General features: G+C 72.1%; 20 protein-coding genes and 1 tRNA gene. 14 read left to right on the top strand and 7 right to left on the bottom strand.

From position 1 onward, the window contains the following. Window positions 1–60 precede the first annotated feature (60 nt). The 5 genes from FBY22_RS40450 (at window position 61) to FBY22_RS40430 (ending at window position 3,321) form a co-directional block, all read left to right on the top strand. Window positions 61–147: transfer RNA gene (locus FBY22_RS40450), tRNA-Ser, on the top strand. Continuing rightward, complete coding sequence (locus FBY22_RS40445) at window positions 123–434, top strand: hypothetical protein (RefSeq protein WP_142153449.1); 312 nt, start codon at window positions 123–125, stop codon at window positions 432–434. The genes FBY22_RS40450 and FBY22_RS40445 overlap by 25 nt, the downstream gene beginning before the upstream one ends. Before the next feature lie 722 nt (window positions 435–1,156). Beyond that, on the top strand, window positions 1,157–2,410 hold the full coding sequence (locus FBY22_RS40440) for a hypothetical protein (RefSeq protein WP_260845375.1): 1,254 nt from the start codon (window positions 1,157–1,159) through the stop codon (window positions 2,408–2,410). Between the two features lie 300 nt (window positions 2,411–2,710). Next, entirely contained in the window at window positions 2,711–3,121 is a 411-nt protein-coding gene (locus FBY22_RS40435) for a VOC family protein (protein WP_142153447.1), read from the top strand. Window positions 3,122–3,138: 17 nt separating this feature from the next. Beyond that, window positions 3,139–3,321, top strand: coding sequence for a DUF4253 domain-containing protein (locus FBY22_RS40430; RefSeq protein WP_260845374.1), 183 nt, complete (start codon window positions 3,139–3,141; stop codon window positions 3,319–3,321). A gap of 74 nt (window positions 3,322–3,395) precedes the next feature. Here FBY22_RS40430 and FBY22_RS40425 read toward each other — a convergent pair whose 3' ends face one another. Both FBY22_RS40425 and FBY22_RS40420 read right to left on the bottom strand, forming a co-directional pair. Continuing rightward, the gene (locus FBY22_RS40425) at window positions 3,396–3,611 is read right to left on the bottom strand and encodes a hypothetical protein (RefSeq protein ID WP_142153445.1); all 216 of its coding nucleotides are present in this window, start codon (window positions 3,609–3,611) and stop codon (window positions 3,396–3,398) included. A 105-nt stretch (window positions 3,612–3,716) separates the two neighbouring features. Further along, window positions 3,717–4,055 carry a YciI family protein gene (locus FBY22_RS40420; RefSeq protein WP_142153443.1) on the bottom strand — a complete coding sequence of 113 codons (339 nt, stop codon included), beginning with the start codon at window positions 4,053–4,055 and terminating at the stop codon, window positions 3,717–3,719. A 124-nt stretch (window positions 4,056–4,179) separates the two neighbouring features. Between FBY22_RS40420 and FBY22_RS40415 the strand changes: the two genes are divergently transcribed. Together FBY22_RS40415 and FBY22_RS40410 are read left to right on the top strand one after the other, a co-directional pair. Further along, complete coding sequence (locus FBY22_RS40415) at window positions 4,180–4,410, top strand: hypothetical protein (RefSeq protein WP_142153441.1); 231 nt, start codon at window positions 4,180–4,182, stop codon at window positions 4,408–4,410. Window positions 4,411–4,455: 45 nt separating this feature from the next. After that, complete coding sequence (locus FBY22_RS40410) at window positions 4,456–4,947, top strand: hypothetical protein (protein WP_142153440.1); 492 nt, start codon at window positions 4,456–4,458, stop codon at window positions 4,945–4,947. 49 nt (window positions 4,948–4,996) lie between these two features. Here FBY22_RS40410 and FBY22_RS40405 read toward each other — a convergent pair whose 3' ends face one another. Then, window positions 4,997–5,428, bottom strand: coding sequence for a hypothetical protein (locus FBY22_RS40405; RefSeq protein WP_260845373.1), 432 nt, complete (start codon window positions 5,426–5,428; stop codon window positions 4,997–4,999). 176 nt (window positions 5,429–5,604) lie between these two features. After that, window positions 5,605–6,474, bottom strand: a complete 870-nt coding sequence (locus FBY22_RS40400; protein ID WP_142153436.1) for a bifunctional DNA primase/polymerase — start codon at window positions 6,472–6,474, stop codon at window positions 5,605–5,607. A gap of 357 nt (window positions 6,475–6,831) precedes the next feature. Between FBY22_RS40400 and FBY22_RS40395 the strand changes: the two genes are divergently transcribed. The 6 genes from FBY22_RS40395 (at window position 6,832) to FBY22_RS40370 (ending at window position 12,485) form a co-directional block, all read left to right on the top strand. Continuing rightward, window positions 6,832–7,143, top strand: coding sequence for a hypothetical protein (locus tag FBY22_RS40395; RefSeq protein WP_142153434.1), 312 nt, complete (start codon window positions 6,832–6,834; stop codon window positions 7,141–7,143). Between the two features lie 310 nt (window positions 7,144–7,453). Beyond that, window positions 7,454–8,356, top strand: a complete 903-nt coding sequence (locus FBY22_RS40390; RefSeq protein WP_142153432.1) for a bifunctional MaoC family dehydratase N-terminal/OB-fold nucleic acid binding domain-containing protein — start codon at window positions 7,454–7,456, stop codon at window positions 8,354–8,356. Between the two features lie 13 nt (window positions 8,357–8,369). Then, entirely contained in the window at window positions 8,370–8,795 is a 426-nt protein-coding gene (locus tag FBY22_RS40385; RefSeq protein WP_142153430.1) for a MaoC family dehydratase, read from the top strand. Continuing rightward, window positions 8,792–9,958 (top strand): lipid-transfer protein, encoded by a 1,167-nt coding sequence (locus tag FBY22_RS40380; RefSeq protein ID WP_142153428.1) that lies wholly within the window; start codon window positions 8,792–8,794, stop codon window positions 9,956–9,958. Before FBY22_RS40385 ends, FBY22_RS40380 begins: the two co-directional genes overlap by 4 nt. 170 nt (window positions 9,959–10,128) lie before the next feature. Further along, entirely contained in the window at window positions 10,129–10,686 is a 558-nt protein-coding gene (locus FBY22_RS40375) for a SigE family RNA polymerase sigma factor (RefSeq protein ID WP_142153426.1), read from the top strand. A 119-nt stretch (window positions 10,687–10,805) separates the two neighbouring features. Beyond that, window positions 10,806–12,485 (top strand): long-chain fatty acid--CoA ligase, encoded by a 1,680-nt coding sequence (locus FBY22_RS40370; protein WP_174267421.1) that lies wholly within the window; start codon window positions 10,806–10,808, stop codon window positions 12,483–12,485. 116 nt (window positions 12,486–12,601) lie between these two features. Here the strand turns inward: FBY22_RS40370 and FBY22_RS40365 are convergent, their stop codons facing one another. After that, a complete protein-coding gene (locus FBY22_RS40365) occupies window positions 12,602–13,807 on the bottom strand; it encodes an MFS transporter (protein ID WP_142153424.1) in 1,206 nt (401 codons plus the stop codon). 126 nt (window positions 13,808–13,933) lie between these two features. On the opposite strand from FBY22_RS40365, the gene FBY22_RS40360 reads away from it, so the two are divergent. Continuing rightward, entirely contained in the window at window positions 13,934–14,518 is a 585-nt protein-coding gene (locus FBY22_RS40360; RefSeq protein WP_142153423.1) for a TetR family transcriptional regulator, read from the top strand. Between the two features lie 13 nt (window positions 14,519–14,531). Here the strand turns inward: FBY22_RS40360 and FBY22_RS40355 are convergent, their stop codons facing one another. Further along, window positions 14,532–19,127, bottom strand: a complete 4,596-nt coding sequence (locus tag FBY22_RS40355; protein WP_142153421.1) for a PAS domain-containing protein — start codon at window positions 19,125–19,127, stop codon at window positions 14,532–14,534. A gap of 261 nt (window positions 19,128–19,388) precedes the next feature. Continuing rightward, on the bottom strand, window positions 19,389–19,838 hold the full coding sequence (locus tag FBY22_RS40350; protein WP_174267420.1) for an SSI family serine proteinase inhibitor: 450 nt from the start codon (window positions 19,836–19,838) through the stop codon (window positions 19,389–19,391). Window positions 19,839–19,878: the final 40 nt, after the last annotated feature.

The following is a 19,878-nucleotide window of genomic DNA, read 5'->3' as shown; positions in this document are numbered from 1 at the left end:
ACGCGCGCGCGTGCCAACCCGTTACTCTTGTCCCCGCGCCGCCGATCACGAGCGGCGCGGGGAGGCGTGCCCGAGCGGCCGAAGGGAACGGTCTTGAAAACCGTCGTGGCAGCGATGTCACCGTGGGTTCAAATCCCACCGCCTCCGCGCAGGTCATAGATGTTGCAGGTCAGAAGGGGTGCCGCTCTCCGGAGCGACACCCCTTCTGGGACACCCACGACTACCGCGGCTACACGAACCAGGGCGCCTACCTCGAGTTCCGCACGCCCGGCGTCAGCTACTACGAGTCTCTGGGTTACGTCACCACGAACTCCACCGGGGTCGCCACCGCGAAGGTCACCGCAACCGCCGACCGCTACTGGCGCTATGAGTTCAGAGGAACCATGACAACCAGTGCCGTCAAGGCGACGGGTGACTTCGTGGACGTTCGTTAAGCGTGTCAAGCGGGACACCGTCCCTCAGATGAGAACGGCACCCCGTGCAAGCCTTGCCTCAGCTGCCCCTCGATGCGAACGGGTGGTCAGCACCGGTCGGTGGGGTTGCTGTACTTCGCTGCTGTCGCGAGCGGGTTCTGCTGTCCAGCGTCCGGCCGCCGTTTTCCCTAGGCGGCGAGCAGGGCAGCGAAAAGCAAAGCCGTCATCGCAGAGAAGACCCGAGGCTTCCTCCAACCAGGCCCGAAGCCTGGCGGTTGAGCTCCCAGGCGCACACGAGACCGCCACCTGGGCCAAGCGCGCTTCTCAGCAGGAAGACGGCAGCCTGCATGGGAAGCCCCCAGGAGCGTTCCAAGCGTTCGGGAAGGCTATCCATGGCAACGGTTCCGCGAGTGGCCTGCCCCAGTCATCCCGCGATGCCGCACGACCAACTCGGTCGGCGGAGTCTCAGGTGCTCCTGACGAACTGCTCCAACGGATAAGCCTGCTGGGCGGATCCGCATTGGCCCGGCTACAGGTACTGAGGTCATCAGGCAGGGAGCCTGTGCTGCTCGTGTGACGCATGCGCACGCAACGCCGCTGTACTACTGAGCAGTCGTACAGGACAGCCTCGCTGCCGTGGAGTCCATGGCAGCCCTGGAAGGGATATCAAGAGTGGCACCTCAGGCAGCACGTCACCGGCGTTCGGCAAAGAGCCGCCTCATTGGCGCAGCCGCCGTGGCGACCGTGGCCGGAATCGCGCTCACGGCGACGCTCGTACTGAACGCCGACGCCGCGTGGACGTCCGCGTGGAATGTCACCGCGTCCGGCTGGTCCGGTCAGGACGACCCCCAGGTCTCCATCGACCGCTCCGGCGATGCGCTCCTCGCCTGGGCGGCCATGGACAATGCCAACAGCTCCTACTTCCGCGTACAGACCCGGGTGAAGTACGCAAACGGCACTCTGGGCGCGACCCGCACCCTGTCCCCGGACGGCCGCGCCGTCAGCTGGGTGCAGGCCGACTCCGATGACACCGGCGACTCGGCGGTGGTGTGGCAGCAGGACAGCACCGTCGTCGGCCGCCGGGTCGCGTCCTCCGGCAGCCTCGTCGGCTCGCTGCAGATGCTCTCCACCCCCGGGTCGCCCGCAACCACGCCCTCGGTCGCCGTGACGCCCGGCGGCAGCTCGATGGTGGCGTGGACGGAGATCCGCGACGGCAGCTGGTACGCGGTGGCCCGTCGGCTGAAGCTCGACGGCACGCTCGGCGCGGTGCACACACTCGGCTCGGGCTCGGCGGAGCCGCCGGCCATCGGCGTGGACCGCAATGGTCAGTTCGTGGTCGCCTGGGTACGCGGCTCCGAGGTCGTGGCCAAGCGGATGACCGCGACCTCGATCTCCGCGGCGAAGGTGCTCACCACGCCGATCGCGGCATACGGCGGCTTCGGCATGGTTCGGGTCGGCGTGGACCGGGACGGCGACGCGGTGATCAGCTACCACTCCGGCGGCGGCGACCGCTCGCAGGTCTGGGCCTCGCGCTGGAGCCACACCGGCACGCTGTCGAACCCGCTGCGTATCTCGACATCCACGGAGAACGTGGACTTCCACCACACCCTCGGGACGGACCTGGACGGCGACTCGATGATCGTGTGGGTACGTAACAACGCCGGCAAGCGCGAGCTGTACGGCCGCAAACTCTCTGCCGGCGGCACCCTCGGCGCCATCACGTCGCTGGGCGCCGGCGACCGCCCCGACCTCGCCCTGGACGACGACGGCGACGGCATGCTGGTGTCGCAGACCACCACGGCCATCTCAACTCCGCCGTACAGCGTCACGAAGGCCACCGCCCGGCTGATCAGCCGCTCCGGCACCTTCGGCAGCGCGAAGACGCTCACGACGGACGGCCGCGTGCCACAGGTCGCAGCGCGTCCGACGGCCGTGTTCACGACCACGTGGCAGCAAGAGTCGTACCCGTACACGATCAAGGCGATCACTGGTCCTTGACCTGTCTTGGTCGACGGTGCCGACGGCGGAGTCCGAACCATCCTTGTGCGCCCTGCCGCTGACCCTGCGTCCCCTGCCGACCGGCAGCCCTTCACCGAGAAGGGCTCGATGCTCAAATCCCACCGCCTCCGCAGGTGAACGGCCTCTGACCAGGTAAGGCGGTCAGAGGCCGTTGTGCTGCGCGTTGCCGCCCGCGCCCGCGACTCCCCGCGGTTTCCCGCACGATCGGGCACGGGTGGGGCACGGACCTCTTCGTCTCGAGGCAACTCAGGCGGTGTGAGCTCGTGACAAGATCGCAGGATGCTGCGACTCACCGATTTCATTATCGACTGCCCGGACACGATGAAGCTGGCAGCTTTCTACTCCGAGGTGACGAGCCGTCCGATCAAGGAAGGCAGCTCCGAGGACTGGGCCGGCATCCAGTTCGGCGAGATCGAGCTGGCATTCATCCGGGTGGACGACTACCGCGCTCCGCAGTGGCCCGACAGCGAGCACCCCAAGCAGTTCCACCTCGACTTCGAAGTGGACGAGATCGAGTCCGAGCAGCGCCGCGTCCTCGACCTCGGCGCGACGCTGAGGCAGGACTTCGTCGGCCCGAACGGCTACGGCTGGCAGGTCTACACCGACCCGATCGGCCACCCCTTCTGCCTGTGCCGCAACAAGGGCGTCATTTGGACTGATCAGGGCCCGATCTGGCCCAAGCGGGACTAATTAGCTGACGCCACGGAATGGCAGGCGAGTTGTTCGTCTCCGTTGCCCGCCCGCCGCGGAACGCGGCACACGCGGAGCTCCTGGCTCTGGAGCATGTGTTGTCGACCGCCGACAACATCGTCGATGATCCGCCGATGCCCTTCCCCGAGTACGCGGAGAGCTTGCCGCTGCGGACGCACTGGTCGTTGTGGTGGGCCTGACCCGCCGACGCCAAGTCAGCAGTGACAACGGCCCCCGACCGGAGTTTCCGATCGGGGGCCGTTTTTGTGTCCGGCTAGGGTCGATCGTGGTCGCGCAAGGTCGGCACGGTACGGTCCACCGCACCCGCGTTGTAGGTCACTCGGTCGTTGTGCGCCTGTTCCCGCCGCGCCTGCTCGATGAGGAGCCCGTCGACGTTCTGCGTTCCGCTGTTCCCTCGTCTCAAGAGCACGAAGATCAACGCCGCTGCCCCGGCCACGAGAAGGCCGAACAAGACGCCAAGCTCGATCATGCGGATTCCCCCGGTCTGTGCGCCGACGCTGGTGGACGTCCAGGCTAGTGATCGAACTGACGGCGGCACAGATCACGCCCTTGAACCTCGGCGAACGCCGGTGGCTCAGCTGTCGGGGTCGTGCATGATCTCGCGTACCTCCTGTGCGCACCGGCACGCCTCGGCGATCTTCGCGGCCCACCTCAGCGCGTCCTCGCGCGTCGGGACCTCGATGATCGAGCAGCCGCCGACGACCGCCTTGGTCTCGGGGAACGGCCCGTCCGTGACCGTGCCGTCGGTGGCCACGATGCTCGCCCGCTGACGCTCGATTCCGGCACCGAAGATCCGGACGCCTGCCTCCTTGGCCTCCTTGACCACCCGGTGGGACGCCTCGGCGACCGCCGGGAAGTCCTCCTCGGGGAAGTCCATCGATCCGTCGTCGAACGAGATCAGATACCGCGCCATCGTGGTCCCTCCTTGTACGGCGACCCCCTGGCCGCCTCGTCGCTGCTCTCGGTAAGACGGATTCCACGCCGGCCTCTCATCGGTGGGGTCAGGGGGTTGGCGGCGTGGTGGTATTGATTTGGGCATGACTGACGAACGGGCGACGGCCGGGCGAGCGGGATCGCCGTGGGCGCGTCGCGGGATGCGGTTCGGGCTGGGGCTGGTCCCCCTGGGCGGGGCCGCCGCGGGGTCACATCTCTGGCTGGACGAGTCATGGGCCAAGGCCGCTGCGCTCGCCGTGTCCCTGGCCTGCTTCGGAGTGGCCGCACAGGAGATCGCCGAACGCAGGCGGGCGAGGAGTCGGCCGATGCCGTGAGCGAGCGGCGGGAACGGTTCCGCCGTCCCCGCTGTCTTGCAGGGCATGACAACCGAGCATCCGCGTCTCGCCGTTCTGACCTGCGCCCTCGCGCTCGTACCGGCTCTGCTCGTGACAGCGTGCAGTTCGGGTGCCGCTCCTGAGGGCTCCGGGTCCGCGCCCGGGCGTTCGAAGTCCACGGCCGCCCAGGGGGAGCAGCGGTTCGCGGCGGCGGCCCGGGCGGGCCTCGCCGGGATCTCGGGTGGCGCCCCGCTGGTGTCCGGGCTGGACCGAGCGTCGGAGGGGGCACAGGACGAGCTCGGCCTGCCCAAGGGCAACGGTTATCGCGTCACCGTGGCGTGCGCGGGCCGGGGCACCGTCGAGGTCGGCTTCGTGCCGGCCCGCACGGCGCCCGTCGCGCGGGTTTCCTGCGACGGCGTCCCGGTCTCCGTGCGCTTCGCGCTGAAGGCCGCCGGGACCAGGATCGACGTACGGGGTGGCCGAGGCGCCACCGGGATGATCGCCTGGCGCGTCGACAAGGTGCGTCTGAGCTCGTAGTCCCGGGCCTGTTTCGCCTCGGCCTCGGCCTCGCGTTCGCGCGGGTGCGTCAGAGCTCGTAGTCCCGGGCCAGCCCCGCCCAGTCCAGTTCTCGCAGTTCCGTCGCCGCCTCGCACTCGTACGGGACCTGGGTCGTCGGCTGGAACCAGACGACCGTGAGTCCCGAGCGGTACAGGACCGGGTCGTGCGCGGGGTCGAGGGGGCCGGAGCGGAAGTACCCGACGCAGGCCACCGGCGGCAGGATCTCCACCGGGCCGAAGGCGCCCGCGTACTGGTCGGGGTACTCGCGCGGAGGCGTGACGAAGTGCATCGGGCCGTTGGGGAAGGCACGTTCGGCGGTGTGCAGCAGTCCCTTGATGCGGATGTCGTTGACCGGCTTGCAGGGGTAGCCCTCGAGCAGGCCGCCGTACGTCGACGACATCCGCAGCTCGGTGAGGTCGACGGAGTGGCCGGAAGCGAGGATCACGCGGGTCAGCGACATGGTCCGCACTGTAGGGCGGTGGTGCATCGAGGTCCTTGTGTTTTTCGTGCCGCCCAGAAGTCCGGACGAGGTGTTTCCCTGCCGTCCGAGAGGTCCGGACGAGGTGTTTCCGGGCTGCCCGGAGAAGCGGACGAGGTGTTTCCGGGCCGGCCCAGAGGTGCGGACGAGCCGTCGTGTCAGGCCCGATGCCCCGTCATCCGGGCCGCCGACGCGATCGTCGCGCGGGCCTCGCGTTCGGACAGGCCGGTGTCGAGCGCCGCGTCGACCAGGGGGGCGACGAGGGCGGGGCCGATGCCGTTCTCGTAGGCGCGGCAGGCGGCCCAGAACAGGCGGGTGTTGCGCTGGCCCTCGTGGGCGGCGAGGACGAACTGCACCAGGCCCTGCCCGTGGTCGCCGGCCGAGGGGTGGGTGGAGGGATGGGTGGGGCGCGGAGGCGGCAGGAGCAGCCGTAGCAGGGCCGGCGGGCAGGCGGCCGGGGCGAGGTGGGCGGTGCCGGGAGCGGCCGTGTAGAGGCCGTGGTCGGTGCGCGAGCCGGGGCCGACGAGGTAGCCACCGGCGCCTCGGATGTCGATGCCGGGGGCCAGGCGGCCGGCGGAGTTGGGGACGGCGGTGTCGGGCGGTCCGGTCAGCCAGAGGTGGCGGCCACCGCTGGGGGTGAGCACGACGACGGTGTCGGGGATCGTGAAGAGGTGGCGCAGGGCCAGTTCGCGCAGGGCCGCCGAGGAATCGGTGCCGCATTTGGTGTCGAGGTCGATGCCGATCAGGTGGTGGGGCGGCAGGCCGCAGGCGATGCCGTAGCCCGTCGCCCAGGGGGCCGCGGCGAACAGTTCGCGGATGCGCGCCGGGTCGGCCGAGGCGTCGTACACGCCGTGGCCGAGGCGGCCGCACTCGCCGTGGCAGGGCGTGGGGGCGGGGTCGTCGCGGTGGGGGGAGCGCAGGGCCGGAAGTTTCGTGCGGGACAGGGGGATGACGGCCAGTCCGCGCTCGGCGGCTGACAGGGCGTGTGCGAGGGCCAGCGTCGTGGCCTGCCGGTCGGTGGTGGCCATGCCTCCATGTTCGTACGTACGTTCGAAAAAGGGAAGGGAGTCGGGCTCGACGCGCCGAAGGCCGGCGGATTGGCCGGAAAACTGCCGTAACGCTTCATCCCTTATGTGCCATGGGTCGGAAGTGCCCGTACTACGCCGACCTGCGCCTTCGAAGTGGCGAAAGGGGTTTATCGACTTGTTGTAGCACTTGAGTGGGAATCGGTGCTTCCGGGGTGGTTCGTCGGGGATTCGGTGGGCAAGTCTGGTCTCGCGACGTCGTGCACAACCGCCGGGGCGGTCGGCCAACTCCCCTGGCAGTAGCCGTACTTGACGTACCTGACGTACTTCCGGCAAGGAAGCCGGGTTCTGGAGGAAGAAATGGCAAGCATCCGTACCGCCCGCGTCATCGCCGCCGTCTCCGCCCTGCCGCTGGCAGCCGCTCTGTTCGCGGGCGTCGCGGCGGCGGACAACGGCGCCTTCGCGGACGACGGATCGAACGCGGGCGTGGCGAGCGCCGTCGGCAGTGGCGTCGGCCACGACAACAACGGCAACTCGTCCACCACGCAGCAGAACGCGGTCGGCTCCGGAGCCTCGAACCAGAGCAACACCGCGCAGGTCAACGGCTCCGCGTTCACGGGCATTGAGCAGGGGAACGAGGACGTCGCCATCCGCTTCGGCCATTTGTGGTGAGCCTCCGGCTCTGACCGGGGGAGGGTCCGGGGAGGGTCCGGGGAGGGATCGGGCTGGGCTGGGGAGGGGCTGGGGACCGCCCGGGGAGGGGAAGGGGAGGGTCCAGGGAAGGGAAGGGGAGGGTCCGGGGGAAGGCCCCGGGAGGGGTCGGGGGAAGGTCCGGTGGTGTGCTCTGTGGGAGGGGGTGACATGTCTGCGCGGCGGTGCTTCGGCGCCGCCGCGCAGGCGTTCCGTATGCGGGGAAGCGACCTTGACACCGCATCAGATCTGACGGACAGTCAGAAACCTCTCTGGCAGCGAGGGGGCGACAGTGGGCGAGGACGAGCTGGGCGCACGGCTGAAGGCCTACGAGGGACGGGCCGCCACCGTCGCCGGTAAGGGCAAGGACCCCGTCAACCTGCCCATGATCCGGCACTGGTGCGAGGCGATGGGCGACACGAACCCCGCGTACACGGGTCCGGACGCCGTGGCACCGCCCACCATGCTCCAGGCCTGGATCATGGGCGGCCTCTCCGGTCACGGCGGCCACTCCCAGGCGTACGACGAGCTCAGCGCGCTGCTCGACGAGGCCGGCTGCACCTCGATCGTCGCCACCGACTGCGAGCAGGAGTACCTGCGGCCGCTGCGCCCCGGCGACGAGGTCACCTTCGACTCGGTGATCGAGTCGGTGTCGGACCGGAAGACGACCAAGCTGGGCACGGGGTACTTCGTCACGACGCGCACGAACGTCCGCGTGGGCCGCGACCTCGTCGGCACCCACCGCTTCCGGGTCCTGAAGTACGCCCCCGCGCCGCGCCCCCGCAAGCCGCCGCCCCGCCCCCGCCCGGTCGTCAACCGCGACAACGCCGGCTTCTGGGAAGGAGTCGCCGAACACCGCCTGCTCATCCAGCGCTGCACCGGCTGCGGCACGCTCCGCTTCCCCTGGCTGCCCGGCTGCAACCACTGCGGCTGCCCGGACTGGGACACGGTCGAGGCGAGCGGCGAGGGGACGGTCTACTCCTACGTGGTCATGCACCACCCGTCCTTCCCGGCCTTCGATCCCCCATACGCCGTCGCCCTCGTCGAACTCGCCGAAGGCGTCCGCATGATCAGCAACGTCGTCGGACCGCCCTGCGACAAGGTGCGCACGGGCCTGCCGGTCCGGCTCGAATTCCACTCCTACGACGAGGAATTGACACTGCCCGTCTTCCGCGCCCTGGAGGAGACCGTATGAGGCAGGAGACCGTATGAGGCAGGAGACCGCCCTGCGGGCCGGTGAGAAGCTCCCGCCGCTGGCAATCCCCATCACCCGCACCCTGATCGTGGCCGGCGCCATCGCCTCCCGCGACTACCAGGACGTGCACCACGACGCCGAACTGGCCCGGCGCAAGGGCTCCCCCGACATCTTCATGAACATCCTGACCACCAACGGCCTGGTCGGCCGCTACATCACCGACCACTTCGGCCCGAGGGCCGTGCTCCGCCGGGTCGCCATCCGGCTCGGCGCGCCCAACCACCCCGGCGACACCATGGTGCTGACGGGGACGGTCGAACACGTCGACGGCGACACGGTGACGGTCCGGGTGGTCGGCGCGAACGGCATCGGCGACCATGTCACGGGCACGGTGATGGTGACCGTGCCGCCCGGGGCGCCCTCCGGAGGTGCCGGATGAGCGCGCGCACCCGCGACACCCTCGGCGGCCGCGCGGCGATCGTCGGCATCGGCGCCACGGAGTTCTCCAAGGACTCGGGCCGCAGTGAGCTGCGGCTGGCCGTGGAGGCCGTGCGGGCCGCGCTCGACGACGCCGGGCTGAGCCCCGCCGACGTCGACGGCATGGTCACCTTCACGATGGACACCAACCCGGAGATCACCGTCGCCCAGGCGGCCGGGATCGGCGAGCTGTCCTTCTTCTCCCGCGTCCACTACGGCGGCGGGGCGGCCTGCGCGACGGTCCAGCAGGCGGCGCTCGCCGTCGCCGCCGGCGTGGCCGAGGTGGTCGTCTGCTACCGGGCGTTCAATGAGCGCTCGGGCCGCAGGTTCGGCTCTGGAGTCCAGCACCGCGAACCCTCTGCGGAGGGCGTGGCGCTCGGCTGGGCGCTGCCGTTCGGGCTGCTCACCCCGGCGTCCTGGGTGGCGATGGCGGCCCAGCGCTATCTGCACGTGCACGGGCTGACGCCGGAGGCGTTCGGGCAGGTGGCCGTGGTCGACCGGAAGTACGCGGCGACGAACCCGGCGGCGTACTTCCACGGCCGTCCGATCACCCTCGCCGACCACGCCGCCTCGCGCTGGATCGTCGAGCCGCTCAGACTCCTGGACTGCTGTCAGGAGACCGACGGCGGTCAGGCGGTCGTCGTCACGTCCGTGGAGCGCGCCCGCGACCTGCCGAACCGGCCCGCGGTCATCGCGGCGGCCGCCCAGGGCGCGGGGCGCGGCCAGGAGCAGATGACGAGCTTCTACCGCGACGACCTGACCGGCCTGCCGGAGATGGGCGTGGTCGCGCGGCAGCTGTGGCGCACCTCCGGGCTGACGCCGGCCGATGTGGACGTGGCGATCCTGTACGACCACTTCACGCCGTTCGTCCTGATGCAGCTGGAGGAGTTCGGGTTCTGCGGGAGGGGTGAGGCGGCCGATTTCGTCGCCCGGGAGGTGTTGCCGATCAACACGCACGGGGGACAGCTCGGGGAGGCCTACCTCCACGGGATGAACGGCATAGCGGAGGGCGTACGGCAGCTGCGCGGGACGGCCGTGAACCGGGTGCCGGACGCGGGAAGGGTGCTGGTCACCGCGGGTACCGGCGTTCCGACGTCCGGCCTGGTCCTGACCGCGGACGGCTGAGTTCCGCACCGCTCCCGCGGCCAACCCGCAGGGGTCATCCCGCAGTGGCCCTCATCCGCTCGTCCACCTTCAGGAGGTGCAGCCGGCCCCACCCCTACAACCTGAGGCGGACCCGGCTTCGGGACCTGCGGCCGATGAGCGCACGGTGCACCCGCTCATAGCGTGGAGCCATGACCACACCCGTCTGCACCAGCGCTTCGACCGCCGCCGGCCCGGCGACGCAGACTCTGCCGTACCCGTCGTTCTCGTCGTACGTCAGGGCCCGGCAGCCGGTGCTGCTGCGCACCGCCCGGTCGCTCACCGCGAACCCGAGCGACGCGGAGGACCTGCTGCAGACCGCGCTCACCAAGACGTACGTCGCCTGGGAGCGGATCGAGGACCACCGGGCGCTGGACGGCTACGTGCGCCGGGCCCTGGTGAACACGCGCACCTCGCAGTGGCGCAAGCGCAAGGTCGACGAGTTCGTGTGCGAGGAGCTGCCCGAGCCGGAGCCGGTGCCCGGCGGCGACGACCCGGCCGAGCAGCAGGCGCTGCACGACGCGATGTGGCGGGCGATCATGAGGCTTCCCGACCGGCAGCGGGCGATGGTCGTCCTCAGGTACTACGAGGACCTCAGCGAGGTCCAGACGGCCGAGGTGCTCGGGGTGTCCGTGGGGACCGTGAAGTCGGCGGTCTCGCGCGCGCTCGGCAAGCTCCGCGAGGATCCCGAGCTGGGCCTGGTGCGGTAGCGCGGTTCCCGCGATCGGGTCGGTTTCCGCCACCGTGACCTGATCGATCACCGGCAGCTAGTGACATACCGCTCGGTATGTGCGCAGAATCAGCGCGAGCCCCTACTACCGCGTAGGCAATGTCGCCCCGGGAGGACGCCGTGCTGAGCACCATGCAGGACGTACCGCTGCTGATCTCGAGGATCCTGACCCACGGGTCACGGGTCCACGGCACCTCACAGGTGATCACCTGGACCGGGGAGGGCGAACCGCACCGCCGCTCCTTCGCCGAAATCGGAGAGCGCGCGGCGCAGCTGGCGCACGCCCTGCGCGACGAGCTCGGAGTGGCGGGCGACGACCGTGTGGCGACCCTCATGTGGAACAACGCAGAGCACGTCGAGGCGTACTTCGCGATCCCCTCCATGGGCGCGGTCCTGCACACTCTGAACCTCCGGCTGCCGCCCGAGCAGCTGGTCTGGATCGTCAACCACGCGGCCGACAAGGTCGTCGTCGTCAACGGTTCGCTGCTGCCGCTGCTCGCGCCGCTGCTGGACAAGCTGCCGACGCTCGAGCACATCGTGGTCTCCGGTCCCGGCGACCGGTCCGTGCTCGCCGGTGCGCACGCCCGGGTGCACGAGTACGAGGAGCTTCTCGCGGACCGGCCGCGGACCTACGACTGGCCGGAGCTCGACGAACGCACGGCCGCCTCCATGTGCTACACCTCCGGCACCACGGGCGACCCCAAGGGCGTGGTCTACAGCCACCGGTCCATCTACCTGCACTCGATGCAGGTCAACATGACCCAATCCATGGGGCTGACCGACCAGGACACCTCATTGGTCGTGGTCCCGCAGTTCCACGTCAACGCCTGGGGTCTGCCGCACGCGACGTTCATGACCGGCGTCAACATGCTGATGCCGGACCGCTTCCTGCAGCCCGCGCCCCTCGCCGAGATGATCGAGGGCGAGAAGCCGACCCACGCGGCCGCCGTCCCCACCATCTGGCAGGGGCTGCTCGCCGAACTGACCGCCAAGCCGCGGGACGTGTCCTCCCTCGTCCAGGTCACCATCGGTGGCTCGGCCTGCCCGCCTTCCCTCATGAAGGCCTTCGACGAGCTGGGCATGCGGGTCTGCCACGCCTGGGGCATGACGGAGACCTCCCCGCTGGGCACGGTCGCCCGCCCGCCGGCCCACGCGGTCGGCACCGAGGGGGAGTTCGCCTACCGCCTCACCCAGGGCCGCTTCCCCGCCTCCGTCGAGGCCCGCCTCACCGGCCCCGGCGGCGAACGCCTTCCCTGGGACGGCGAGTCGGCCGGTGAGCTGGAGGTGCGCGGCCCCTGGATCGCCGGCGCCTACTACAACGGCCTGGACGCCGAAGCCCTGCGCCCCGCCGACAAGTTCAGCGAGGACGGCTGGCTGAAGACCGGCGACGTCGGCACCATCTCCGCCGACGGCTTCCTCACCCTCACCGACCGCGCCAAGGACGTCATCAAGTCCGGCGGCGAGTGGATCTCCTCGGTCGAGCTGGAGAACGCGCTGATGTCCCACCCGGACGTCACCGAGGCCGCCGTGGTCGCCGTACCGGACGAGAAGTGGGGCGAACGCCCGCTCGCCACAGTCGTGTTGAAGGAGGGCTCCACCGCCGACTTCGAGACCCTGCGCGCCTTCCTCGCGTCCGACGCCTGCAAGATCGCCAAGTGGCAGCTCCCGGAGCGCTGGTCGATCGTCGAGGCGGTGCCGAAGACGAGCGTGGGCAAGTTCGACAAGAAGGTGCTGCGCAGGCGGTACGCCGAGGGAGACCTGGACGTCACCCGGCTCTGACGCACGGACGCGCCGGGCGGGCTCCCGAGGAGCCCCGCCCGGCGCGCACCGGCGGTGCCGGTCGCCGTCGACCGACCGCCGCGACCGCCGCCGTCATCGTCGTACGGCCGTCGTGGTCACCGTCGTACGGCCGTCGTGCTCCAGCCCAGCAGCAGCCACACCCCCGCCACCGCGCACACCCCGCCCCAGCCCCAGTGGCTGAAGGCGAGGCCCGCGAGGGCCGAGGCGCTGGCGCCGCCCGCGAAGCCCGCGACCACGTAGGCGCTGTTGGCGGTGGCCGGGGTCGAGGTCGTCGTCAGGGCCAGGGTCTGGTTGGCGACGTGGGAGGCGACCAGGGCCGCGTGGATGGCGATCGCCGCCGCGAACAGGGCCACGAGCACCTGCCCGCCCAGCCAGAAGAGGGGGACGGAGACGGCCGCGAGGAGATACGCGGACCGTACGACCCTGGCGGCGCCGAAACGGTCCACCAGTCCGCCCGCCAGGGGCGCCACCACGCTGGCCGCGAGTCCGAAGAGGCCGAACAGGCCGGCGGTGGCGGTGGAGTAGCCGTAGGAACCGCCCGTCAGCAGCAGGGCGAGCGAGGTCCACAGCGCGCTCCAGGCGCCGTACATCCCCGCCTGCCGCACGCAGGCGCGCCACAGGTCGGGCGAGCGGCGGACCACCGAGGGCATGGCCAGCAGTCCGGCGAACAGCGAGCCCTGACGGTTGCGGTTCTCCGTGGGCAGGACGGCCGCGGTGGCCAGGCCCAGCACGGCCGTCAGCACCGCCGCGCCGACGAACACCGTCCGCCAGCCGAAGGTCTGCCCGACAAGCCCGCCGAGCACCCGGGCCGCGACGATTCCGGTGAACAGGCCCGCGATGACGGCCGCGACATGGCGGGCGCGCCGGTCGGCGGGAGCGCGCTGAGCGACGAGCGGGACCAGGAGCTGCGGGACCACGGTGGCCGCGGAGGCGACCAGGACGGCCGCGGCGAGCGCGGTGGTTCCCGCGGCCGTGGCGCCGGCGATCAGGGCCGCCGTGGTGACGACCGACAGGACGGCCACCAGGCGGCGCCGGCTGACGCTGTCGCCGAGCGGCGCGAAGAAGAGCAGGCCGGCCGCGTAGCCGAACTGCGCGACCGAGGCGATCCAGGCCACCGCGGACGGGGTCGAGCCGAAGTCGCGGGCGATGAGCGGGAGCAGCGGGGCCGCGAGGTAGATGTTGGCGGCCGTGACGGCGGTGCACAGCGCGATGAGGGGGAGCAGCAGGCGGCCGGCCAGGCCGTCGGCGGGGCGGCGAGGGGCTGTGGCGCGGGCTCGGGTGGCGGTTGTTGTGGACGACATGGGCGGAGGGACTCCTTCGAGCCAGCTCTAGCAACTAACTGGTTGGTTGGAATGGAGAACAGTCTGGGACGCCGTTCGATTCCCTGTCAACCAAACGGTTGGTTACTTGCCCGCTACCCTGTCCTCATGGCAGCAGTGAGGGACCCCGAGGCCACCAGGGCCCGGATCTTCGAGGCGGCGGTCGCCGAGTTCGCCCGGCACGGCATCGCGGGCGCCCGCATCGACCGCATCGCGGCCGAGGCCAAGGCCAACAAGCAGTTGATCTACGCCTACTTCGGCAACAAGGCCGAGCTGTTCACACAAGTGCTGGGCAAGGTCATGCTCGACCTGGCCGTCGCCGTCCCCGTCGACCCGGACGACGTCGAGGCCTGGATCGACCGCCTGATGGACTACCACGAGGAGCACCCCGAGGTGCTGCGCCTGCTCTTCTGGGAGGGCCTGGAGTACGGCGCCACCGCCGAGCTCCCCGACGAGGCCGAACGCCAGGAGCACTACCGCCGCAAGGTCGCCGTCCTGGAGGACGGCCAGGCGCGCGGTGTCGTCACCGACGCCATCCCGCCCCGCGACCTGCTGTTCCTGCTGATCGCCGTGGCCAACTGGGCCGCGGTCGTCCCGCAGATGAGGCGCATCCTCGTCGGCGCCGAGGCGACCGACCGCGACCGCCTGCGCGCCTCCGTGCGGGAGGCGGCACGACGGCTGGTGGCGAAGTGACCGCCGCCAGGCGCTAGTTGGTGCCGATTCGGGCCAGCAGGTCCACGATCCTGGCCTGCACCTCGTCACTGGTCGACCGCTCGGCGAGGAAGAGGACGGTCTCCCCCGACGCCAGCCTGGGCAGGTCGGCCTGGTCGACGGCGGCGGTGTAGACGACGAGCGGGGTGCGGTTGAGCTGGCCGTTCGCGCGCAGCCAGTCGATGATCCCGGCCTGTCGGCGGTGCACCTGCATCAGGTCCATCACGACCAGGTTGGGCCTGAGCTGCCCCGCCAGCGTCACCGCGTCCGCGTCACTCGCGGCCCGCGCCACCTGCATCCCGCGCCGCTCCAGCGTCGCGGTCAGGGCGAGCGCGATCTCGGCGTGCTCCTCGATGAGCAGCACCCGCGGCGGATGCTGCTCGCTGTCCCGGGGCGCGAGCGCCTTCAGCAGTACGGCGGGGTCGGCGCCGTAGGCCGCCTCGCGCGTCGCCTGCCCGAGCCCCGCGGTCACCATGACCGGCACCTCGGCGGCGACGGCCGCCTGCCGCAGCGACTGCAGCGCCGTCCGCGTGATCGGCCCGGTCAGCGGGTCCACGAACAGCGCGGCCGGGAAGGCGGCGATCTGCGCGTCGACCTCCTCGCGCGAGTGCACGATGACGGGCCGGTAGCCGCGGTCGCTGAGCGCCTGCTGGGTCGTCACGTCCGGCGCGGGCCACACCAGCAGCCGGCGCGGGTTGTCCAGCGGCTCCGGCGGCAGCTCGTCGTCCAGCGGCTGCGGCCGCGGCGGGTCGGCGACCTCGACGGCCCCGCCCGGCCCGTCCAGCGGCTCAGGTCCTTCGGCGGCGTTCTCGTCCGGCGCCCCTATGGCGTACGACCGTCCGGTGCCCTCGGTCGCCTGCGCGAGCCGGGACTGCCCGGCCAGGGAGGGCTGCGGCTGGGGCGCGGACTGTGGCTGCGCGGCGGCCTGCTCGCCCGCTGCGGCGTCGGGCCGCGTCCCCAGCTTGCGGCGCCGGCCGGAACCCCCGGGGCTGTGCGGCGCGGGAGTCGCCGTCGGCTGCTGGACCTGCGCGGCCTGCCGCGTGAACGGCACCCCTTGCCCCAGGGTCCGCACGCTGATCGCCCGCCCCTGCGTCGAGTTGGGGTCGACGGGGACGGCCGCGTCGGCGGACAGCGGCTGAGCGACACCGCGCCCTCCGGGCGCCGCCTGTCCCGCGCCGGTCGCCGTGGTTGTGGGCTCGGTGGGGGGCTGGAGGCCGGGGGGTGGAGTGGGCGTCGCGGGCTGCCCGGGCTGTGGGGGTACGGGGGTGGCGGCGCCGTGGGGTGGCACGGGCGCGGCGGGGGCGGCGCCGGGGGGTGCCTCGGCCGGCAGGGGCTGGCCGGGGATCGGGGTGCCGGGGGGCGTGGAGACGTTGGGGGGCAGGGGGGTGCCCGGAGGCACGGGTGTGGCCTGGGTGCCCGGTGCCGGGTGGGGCGGGGCGACGGCCTGGGCGGGCGCGGGCCGGCCCGGCTGCCCGGGCGCGAGCGGGGTCGCCGCGTTCGCCGCGTTCGCCGCAGGGTTCGGGATGGGGGCGCCCGGCGTCTGAGCGGCGTTCGCCGCCGGGACGGGAGCCGGCTGGCCGGGGAGCGCCTGGGCGGGCTGCCCGGGGTGTGCCTGCGCCGGCTGTCCGGGAAGGGCCTGGGCGGCGTCGGGCTGGCCGGGGGCCACCGGTACGCCGTGTGCGGGTACTGGCCGGCCGGGAACACCCTGCACCGGGATCGGCTGGCCCGGCGCCATCTGCACGCCGCCCGGCAGAGCGCCCTGCGCGGGCACGGCCACGGGCTGCTGGGCCACGGCCTGCTGGACCTGCGGCTGCTGCCCGGGCACAACGGCTTGTCCCGAAGGCACGGGCTGTCCCGGCGGAACCGGCTGCATCGGCTGACCCGGCATCGGCACGCCGGCCGCCGGGCCGCCTTGCTCGGCGGCGGCCTCCTGCGCCGGCACTCCCTGCGCGGGCTGTGCCACGGCACGGCGACGGCGGCCCGTCGGAGCGTTTGTGGGGTGCGGCTGGGGCGGGGTGTGGTCGCCGGACTGGTCGTGCGGTACGGCGTCGTGCCGGCCGTCGTCGATCAGGGCGTCACCCGCGACGTCCGGACCGCCCTGACCGCCCTGACCGCTCTGGCCGGGAAGCTGCGGCTGCGGACCGGGAACCTGAGGCTGGGCCTGTCCGGGTACCTGGGTCTGTCCGGGGATCTGGGGCTGGGCCTGTCCGGGTACCTGGGTCTGTCCGGGGATCTGGGGCTGCCCCGGCGCCGGCGCGGCAGCCACCGCACCGTCGGGCGTCCGGTCCGCCTCCGCCGGGGGCAGGGCGAACACCGTGCGGGGGCCGGCCTCCTGCGCGGCGGCACGCTCGTTCGCGGCGGCCAGGGCACGTCGGCGGCGCCCGGTCGGCTGGGCGTTCTCGGCGGCAACGGGCTCGCCGGACTGGTCACCCGGAACCGGTTCACCAGTCGGCGCGGGAGCCGCGGGCAGCGCCGCGGGCAGCGCCGCGGGCAGCGCCTGTTGTGCCCCGCCGCCGTGTCGTGCGCGGCGCCCGCCCGGCGCGGGCACGCCCTGCGGCGGAACGGTGCCGCCCAGGCCCGTACCGACGGCGGCGGTTCCCGCGGCGTGCTCGGCGGCCATGACGACGGCACCCTCGCTGACGCCGTCACCGGCGGTCTCGGCCGGCCGCCCGCGCCGCCGCCCGGTGCCGCCGGACACCTCGAGGGCACCCGAGGCCGCGGCGGCGGCCGACTCCTCGACAGCCCGCCGCCTGCGCCGCCCGGTGGGCACACCGGCCTCCGCGTCGGCGGTGGCGGCCTCCCCGCTCTCGCCCGTGACCTCGCTGTCCAGGAAGGCGTCGACGGAGGAGCGCCGGGCCCGCCGCCGTCCGCCGCCGGAGGTGTCGTCCGCGACGGGCGCCTCGACGGGGGCCTCGGCCACCACGGCCCCGGCCCCACCCCCGATGGGCACCTCCAGCACGAAGGCGCTGCCGCTCATCCCCGGCACTTCGTGGGTCTGCAGCACACCGCCGTGGGCGCGCACGATCCCCCGCACGATCGGCTCGTGCACCGGGTCTCCCCCGGCGTACGGCCCGCGCACCTCGATCCGTACGACCTCGCCGCGCTGAGCCGCGGCGACGACGACGGTGTTGTCCATGTAGCCGCCCGCGGAGACGGGCGCGTTGCCGGTCGCGTCGACTCCGGCGACGTCGGCGACGAGGTGCGCGAGGGCGCCCGCGAGCCGCTGCGGGTCGACCTCGGCCTCGATGGGCGGCGCGTGCACGGCGAACTGCACGCGTCCGGGCCCGATCAGCTCGACGGCACCGTCGACACCGGCCGCGACGACGGCGTCGAGCATGACCTTCGTACGGGTGATCTGCTCACTGCCGGCGTCGAGGCGCTGGTATCCGAGGACGCTGTCGATCAGCGTCGTGATCCGTGAGTACCCGGCGGACAGGTGGTGCAGCACCTGGTTGGCCTCGGGCCACAGCTGCCCGGCGTCGTCGGCGGCGAGCGCGGCCAGCTCCCGCCGCAGCTCGTCCAGGGGCCCCCGCAGCGAGCGCCCCAGCAGCGTCAGCAGCTGCTCGTGCCGCCCGGCGAGAGCCTCGTACCGGTCCTTCTCCCGCTCGCCGAGCGAGGCGTACCGCTCCTCGCCGGCTGCGAGCTCCTCCTCGTGCTGCTCCTGCAGGTCCTCGAGTTCGTCGAGGTGCTTCTGCCGCAGGGCGGTGAGCTCCGAGGCGTGCTCCTCCTCGATCCGCTCCAGTTCCTCGGCGTGCCGCTTCTCCAGCGCGGCCTTCTCGTCCGCGAGGGCGTCGTAGGGCCGCCGGTCGGTGAAGGTCATCACGGCGCCGACGAGCTGGTCGCCGTCGCGCACGGGCGCGGTGGTGAGGTCGACGGCGACGGGGTCCCCGTTCTTGGCGAACAGCACCTGCCCGCGCACCCGGTGCTTGCGCCCGGAGCGCAGGGTGTCGGCGAGCGGGGACTCGTCGTACGGGAAGGGGGACCCGTCGGCACGCGAGTGCAGGACGAGGGTGTGCAGCTCCTTGCCGCCGAGATCGCTCGCCCGGTAACCCAGTATCTGGGCGGCGGCCGGGTTGACGAGCACGATCCGCCCGTCGGTGTCCGTGCCCACGACCCCCTCGGCCGCGGCCCGCAGGATCATCTCGGTCTGCCGCTGCGACCGGGCCAGCTCGGCCTCGGTGTCCACGGTGCCGGTCAGGTCGCGCACGACGAGCATCAGCAGCTCGTCGCCGCTGTAGCCGTAACCGTCGTACGCCTGCTGTCCGTTCTCCAGGTTGGCGCTGGTCACCTCGACGGGGAACTCGCTGCCGTCGGTCCGCCGGGCGATCATCCGGGTCGGCTTGGTCCGCCCGCGCGGGTCCATGTGATCGGGCCGTCGCATGGACCCGGGGATGAGCTTGGAGTCGAACTGCGGCAGCAGGTCCAGCAGCCCCCGGCCCACCAGAGCCGTCCCCGGCGCCTCGAAGGCCTCCAGGGCGATGGTGTTGGCGTTGACGACGGTCCCGTTGGCGTTGACCAGCACCAACGCATCGGGAAGCGCGTCGAGTATGGCTGCGAGGCGAGCAGCGCCTCGGGATGGCCTGCTGCTCACGAGACGCTTCCTCCCTGTTACCGCACCTTGCCGACCGCTCGGGCCATCTTGCCAACCGGCCCGCGGCGTGTCACGCGGGGGAGTCTACGGGCACCGGTTGCGCCCGCGGCGCCGGATGAGAGGGAGGTCGCACGAGGAAGTGAAGCAGAACATGTGACCGTATCTTCCGGTCCCCGGCGTGGCCTGGGCGACTTTACGGAGCCGTGGTTTCCGCCAAGCGACGAACGCCGCGGCCGCCGCGGCCGGCGGAGAAACGTCCCCTTACGGACGGCCTTGTGGCCGCAGGTCCGGCAGCAGCGGCACCATCCGGTCCCAGCGGGCGATCTCGCACCCGTCGTCGCGGCTGTACGTCGCGTTGACGGGCCGCCCCGCCCAGACGCCGGTGACGTGCGCGGTCGCGGGGCCGCCGTACTGCATGGTGCAGATGCTGCCCTGGGGTACGGGGGCGAAGGTCTCCCTGCCCCACCGGCTGCCGCGATCGAGGGCCGCACAGGCGCCCGCCGCGTCGGGGTGGTCCCCGGCGTCGGGGTGGCAGTACAGCTGGAAGGTCCCGTCCCTGCCGCCGCCCGCGTGCCGCACCGTGACGGTGAGGTGGTCGGCGTCGGCGTGGGCGACGGCTGGGGTGAGGGAGGAGGCGGCGCCGAGTGCGCCGAGGGCGAGCACGAGCCGGGCGAGGGGCCGGCGGCGGGTACGGACGATGACCTGGGACATGACCTGACTAACGCGGTTCGGCGCACGACGTTGCGCTCCC

The organism is Streptomyces sp. SLBN-31 (genome assembly GCF_006715395.1).
Lineage (GTDB): Bacteria > Actinomycetota > Actinomycetes > Streptomycetales > Streptomycetaceae > Streptomyces.
This window is presented reverse-complemented; position numbering and strand designations above follow the sequence as displayed.